Source organism: Pseudomonas edaphica (assembly GCF_005863185.1).
In the GTDB taxonomy this organism is placed as follows: Bacteria; Pseudomonadota; Gammaproteobacteria; order Pseudomonadales; family Pseudomonadaceae; genus Aquipseudomonas; species Aquipseudomonas edaphica.
This window is the reverse complement of sequence record NZ_VBVZ01000414.1, coordinates 1-5,538: the sequence shown is the minus strand read 5'-3', so window position 1 is coordinate 5,538 and position 5,538 is coordinate 1. Positions and strand designations below refer to the sequence as shown.

5 protein-coding genes are annotated in these 5,538 nt (G+C 60.8%); 2 read left to right on the top strand and 3 right to left on the bottom strand.

The genetic code is table 11. From position 1 onward, the window contains the following. The 3 genes from FEM54_RS22895 to FEM54_RS22885 all read right to left on the bottom strand — a co-directional run. Positions 1–1,491, bottom strand: a 1,491-nt coding sequence (locus FEM54_RS22895) for a methyl-accepting chemotaxis protein (RefSeq protein WP_138453192.1), incomplete at its 3' end; no start/stop codon positions are given. Positions 1,492–1,652: 161 nt separating this feature from the next. Continuing rightward, complete coding sequence (locus FEM54_RS22890; RefSeq protein ID WP_240792787.1) at positions 1,653–2,573, bottom strand: calcium-binding protein; 921 nt, start codon at positions 2,571–2,573, stop codon at positions 1,653–1,655. Positions 2,574–2,873: 300 nt separating this feature from the next. After that, positions 2,874–3,785 carry an AraC family transcriptional regulator gene (locus FEM54_RS22885; protein WP_138453189.1) on the bottom strand — a complete coding sequence of 304 codons (912 nt, stop codon included), beginning with the start codon at positions 3,783–3,785 and terminating at the stop codon, positions 2,874–2,876. 102 nt (positions 3,786–3,887) lie between these two features. Here FEM54_RS22885 and FEM54_RS22880 point away from each other — a divergent pair, with 102 nt between their 5' ends. Both FEM54_RS22880 and FEM54_RS22875 read left to right on the top strand, forming a co-directional pair. After that, positions 3,888–4,448, top strand: coding sequence for a carboxymuconolactone decarboxylase family protein (locus FEM54_RS22880; RefSeq protein WP_138453187.1), 561 nt, complete (start codon positions 3,888–3,890; stop codon positions 4,446–4,448). Between the two features lie 38 nt (positions 4,449–4,486). Continuing rightward, positions 4,487–5,538, top strand: a 1,052-nt coding sequence (locus tag FEM54_RS22875; RefSeq protein ID WP_138453184.1) for an acyl-CoA dehydrogenase family protein, incomplete at its 3' end; no start/stop codon positions are given.

Below are 5,538 nucleotides of genomic sequence, written 5' to 3'. Positions count from 1 at the left end.
GAGGGTTTCGGTGATGCGTGCCGCGTCCTGGCGCATGGCCTCCACGGTGTGGGTGGCGCTGGCGACTTCGCCGATCAAGGCGCTGACACTGGTGGACGCTTCGCCCACCACCACGCGGGAGCGGTCGGCATGCTCGTTGGCGCGCTGGGTGAACGAGGCGGTTTCCGCCGCGTTTTGCGCGACGGTGTCGGCGGTCGAGCTCATTTGCGTGATGGCGGTAACGGTCTGGTCGGTCTCCGAGGCGTGGCGCACCAGGATCTGGTTGGTGTGGGCCGATGTCTGCTGCAGTTGCGCCAGGCTCGACGACATGGCGCCCGTGGCTTGGGTCACTTCACCAATCATGTTCTGCAAGTAGACGATAAAGTGGTTGACCGAATGGCCGATCGCGCCCAGTTCGTCTTCGGCGCGAATGGTGATGCGCCGCGTCAGATCGGCGTCGCCGGCGGACAAGGCATCGATATTGGTCTTCAACGACTTCATGCGCTGCACCAGTTGGCGGATCGCAAAAGCGGCCAGCAGCACCAGCAGCAACACCATGGGGATTTGTATCAGGGCCAGGCTGCCAAGCACGTCATCACGCTGGGCGGTGATCAACGAGGTGGGCAGGGCGGTGGCGAGGAACCACGGCGTGCCCTCGATCGGGCGCAGGTAGAAGGTGCTGGCCACGCCCTGGTTGTCGAACTCGTTACGCACAAGCCCTTGGTCACGATGGGCCAGGGCTTTACTCACTTGGGCGGCAAACGCCGAGGTGCTGGCCAGTTCGCTGATGTTCTTCAACACCACCGGGCCGCTGATGCGCGAACTGTTGCTGATGATCTTGCCGTCGCCTTCAACGATCAGCATCTGGCCGCCGATGTCTTTTTCCTTGCTGGCCACCAGCTCATTGAAGAACCCCAGGGTTACGTCAATGGTGGCCACGCCATAGGCTGCGCCATCGCGCTGAATGGCCATGGCACAGTTGGTGCGTGGCTCCTGGCTGGCGTCGTCCTTGTAGGCGGCGGCCCAGGCGCACTGGCCGCGCGGCGAGGCGAGGCCGCCTTTGTACCAGCTCTGGTCGTAGTAGTTGGGCGCAGCGTCGCTGTTCCAGAACGTGTTGACCGCCAGTTTGCCTGACGCATCACGGTGCCAGAAGGTGCTGAACTTGTTGCGCCCTGGGGCGCGCTGGTTGGGCAGTGGCCAGATACCGCCGCCGAAGACTTTCAGCTCGCCATACTGGTCCACCAGGCCGGGCAGCACCTTGTCGATGGCATCGCTGTCGAGCAGGGGAATGGTTTGGGTGATGCTGCGTTGTTGGGCTTGAACCTTGTTCAGTTCGCCCTGGATGCGCTCAGCCACTTCGGCGACGCGGTTGAGCACCACCTGTTCTTCGGTATGGCGCAGCGTGGGGGCCACCAACTGGCCGATACCGACGACGGTCAACACCAATATCAGCAGGACGAACAGCACCAGAAACAAGGTGTAGCGGGTTTGGATGGAGCGCAGAGGGGGCATGGGATCGTCCTTACGAAGCGTTATTATCGACGCGGCTTTGTTAGAGCTTCGTAGGGCTATCGGCTTGGAGAGAAGGAGCTTTAGGTACGATGGTGCAAAGTGAGTGGGCAACGGTGACCTTGCCGGTGTTCGCCACTGCAAGGTCACCCCTTGAGCTGACCTTATTGGCCAGTGGTGCTCGGTTTCACCTCAGTGAAAGCCGAGCCTTGCGTGGTGTCGAAGTGATCATTGGCGCCAGCGAAAATACGGTCCTTGCTCCGATTATTCCGAATGCGGTCATTACCTTCGCCGGTGAAGAACGACGTACGGTCATGCCCCACCAATTCGTCGTCGCCGCCTTCTCCGTGCAGGTAGTTGTCCCCACTCCCACCCAAGAGCGTGTCGTCGCCGGGACCACCATTGAGAAGGTTCCATTTATGCGCGCTGCTGAACCCGGCCTGGAGGTGGTCGTCGCCAGCCTCGCCGAACAGAATGGTAGGGCCGCTGCCGCCGTACAGCCTGTCGTTGCCGTCGCCACCTTGTGCAACGCCAAAGCCACTGCCCAAGCGCAGCGTATCGTTGCCGTCTTGCCCAAGGAGTCCGGTCGGGCCTGCGCCGGCCTGGAGTCTGTCGTCGCCATCACCCCCCTCAATTAACACGTAATGCTTGACGTCATCCTCGACGATGACTGTGTCATTACCGCCATTGGTCTTGATCAACAGGTTGTTGTTCAAGCTTTGTTGGGGTGGGATATCGACCACATACGACTGTCCGTTGACGATGAACTGCAACTTGTCACCTGGCCAGCTGCGCACGCGAATGATGTCGTCGTCGTTACCGGTTTCCACCTTAAGTTGATTGGCAACAATCTTAGGTTTACCGGGGTACGCCGTGCTCCAGGTGATTTCGCGGCTAAAGGTCACATCGCCTTTTTGGAGCAGTATGTGTGTCCTGACGTCTCGCGCGCCCGGTGACAGGTCGGCGGGTGGATCATAGGGTGAAGGTTTGGGCTTGACCGGCTCGACGCTTGGCACAAGGTGACGCGCGGTTGCTGGGGCGTAAGCGTAGGGAGAGAGCATGGTGATGTCCTTCTCGATAACCAAGGTATAAACCTGACCGCATGTCAGGGCTCCTCTTACGTGGGCGATCGATGCAAGAGCGTTCCTGGCAACCGCGCAGAGCTTGCGACTGGATATGTCGTTCGTCCGGTGATGATCGGCCGTAGAGGGTCAGACCAGGTAGCGCTTGCGCAAAGGCCGGTCCATTTCACGACTGCAGGTATAAACAGGAAGCCTCTCACATCGCCTAAAACGGTCGGATCGCAATACACCACCGCCGCGTCGGCACGTGAGTCGGGCCTGTTGTGTGGTGCGTTCTCATGCGATTTCCAGCTTTCCTGTTTGCTAATTCCGCCATTGACCTTTGCGATAAGCCCCAGGCTGCTGGCCGGTGGTCTTGTAGAACGCCCGAGTAAACGCTGCCACCGACTGATAACCCACCGCCAGTGACACATCGGCCACGGTCATGTCTTCTTTGAACAAGCGGCAGGCATGGCGCATGCGCATCATCAACAGCACCTGCCCCGGCGATTGCCCGCACAGCTCGCTGAAACGCTTGAAAAATGCCGAGCGCGACAAACCGGTGCAGGCTGCCATGCTTTCCAGGGTCCATGGGTCTGCCGGTCGGGCGATCAATTGCTCGAGCAACTCGGCGAATGCCGGTTGTCGGCCCAGTACCGCCAGACCGCCCAGTTCGCTGTTATCGATGACTTGCTGACGCAGCACATACAGAAACAATAAATGGCACAAACGCTCGAGCAATGCCGAGGAGGGCGCCGGGACGCGCTCGCACTCTTGCAGGATCAATTCGAACAGATTACGCGCGGCAGTAAGCGATGGGTCGCCGGCGCGCAGGATGATCCAGGCGGGCAAGCCGTCGACGATCATCGCCGACAAACCGGAATGGAAGTGAAAAAAACCGCAGACCAGGCCGACGCCATCTTCGGCGTTGCTGTCCAGCGCCAGCATCGGTCGGCGCGGGCATTCCTGCGCTGCCGCGGCCGTGGCCTCGCCAGACAGCCGATACTCGAGGTCACGCAGCAGAAACACCGCATCACCATTATTCAGGTGATGGGGAAGGGGTTCGCCGTCAATATGCAACCAGCATTGGCCCTGCACAATCAGGTGGAAACTCGCGCTGGCCAGCCCATGGGTGCTGGCATGCCACGCGCCGCAATAGCGGCCGACATGGAACAGGCTGGTGTTGAGTTCGAGGCTGTCTAATAACCAATCAACGAGCGCACTGGACGAATTCATCTAACGGAAAGACTCTAGAGCAAGTAATCGCTACTTTAGCCTATTGAGGCGTTTTTTTATAACCAACAGACTTAGGCGATGAACCCATCAGGAGACCACTCCATGTCCCGTGTACCGTTGCTCACCCCCGAAACCGCTCCGGAAGCGGCCAAGCCCTTCCTGGAAAATGCGCTCAAAGGCTCGGGTTTCATTCCCAACCTGCTCGCCGTGTTGGCCAATGCACCGGCGGCGCTGGAAACCTACATCACCGTGTCCGGGCTCAACGCCAAGTCTGAGCTGAGCCTGGCCGACCGCGAAGTGGTACAGCTGATTGCCGCCACCACCCACGGCTGCGATTGCTGCGTGGCCGGCCATACCGCCGTGGCGCGCAATAAAGCCAAGCTGCCCGAAGACGTGATTGACGCCCTGCGCCAGCGCGGTGAATTGCCCAACGCCCGTTATGAGACACTCGCCGCGTTCACCCGCGAAGTGATCGCCACCCGTGGCGATGTCAGCGACGCGGGTTTTGAAGCGTTCCGCGCCGCCGGTTATACCGAGGGCCAGGCGCTGGAAGTTATTTTGGGCGTCAGCCTGGCAACCCTGTGCAACTTCGCTAACGTGTTTGCCCGTACCCCGCTGAACCCGGAGCTGGCGCAATACCGTTGGGAAAAACCGGCAAGCTGAATCGGCGATGGTCCACCTGCTGTAAAAAGGAGAAACGAATGCTTGACCCTATCTTGAGCCGTTGGCTCGATGTTCAAGCGCAGGCCCTGGATGTGGGCAGTTGCGATCCACAGGAAGTGCTGCCAAGGCTGGCAGAGTCGAATGTATTAAGCATTGGCGTGCCCAAGGCGCTGGGCGGCTTGGGCGGTGATGTGACGGGCGCGGTGGAAGCCATTGCCAACGTGGCCAGCCATTCCCTGGCGGCGGCGTTTGTGTGCTGGGGCCAGCGCTCTTTTATCGAATATTTGTTGCAGAGCCCGAATGAGCGGCTGCGCGAACACCTGTTGCCGGACCTGCTCAGCGGCAAGCTGGCCGGGGCGACCGGGCTGTCGAACGCGATGAAATTTTTGTCCGGCATCGAGACCCTGCAAATCAGCGCGGAGCCGACCGAAGACTGTTGGACCCTTAATGGCCGCCTGCACTGGGTGACCAACCTGCGCAAGACCGGTTTTGTTGCGGCGGCGGCGATTGAGCATGCCGGCGGCGGCGCGCCGTTTATTCTGGCCATCCCGGATTCGGTCGCAGGGCTGCAGCGTTCGCGTGACCTGGAACTGATGGGCCTGCAATCGAGCAATACCGCGGCCCTGGGCCTGGAAGGCGTGGAGCTGAGCCGCGACTGGTTGCTGCATGAAGATGCACGCAAGTTTCTGCCGGCGGTGCGCCCGGCGTTCCTGGGTTTGCAGTGCGGCATGTCCATTGGCCTGGCGAGGCGCTCACTGGCGGAAGTGGCCAACCATTTGGGCTCCTCACGCACGGTGTTGCGTGACGAGCTGGAAGCCTTGCGAGCGACCCTCGATCACCTGGTCACAGAACTTAAAGGCGGCCTGTTGGCCGGTCGTTTTGCCGTCGAGCCGGTGCCCTTGTTCAAACTGCGCATCGCCCTGGCCGAAACCGCCGCCAGCGCGGTGCAGCTGGAACTGCAAGCCAGTGGTGGCAAGGCCTACCTCACAGCCCATGGCAGTGGCTTTGCACGGCGCTGGCGCGAGTCGGCCTTTGTGCCGATCGTGACGCCAAGCCTGGTGCAGCTGCGCACCGAGCTGCACCGTCAGGC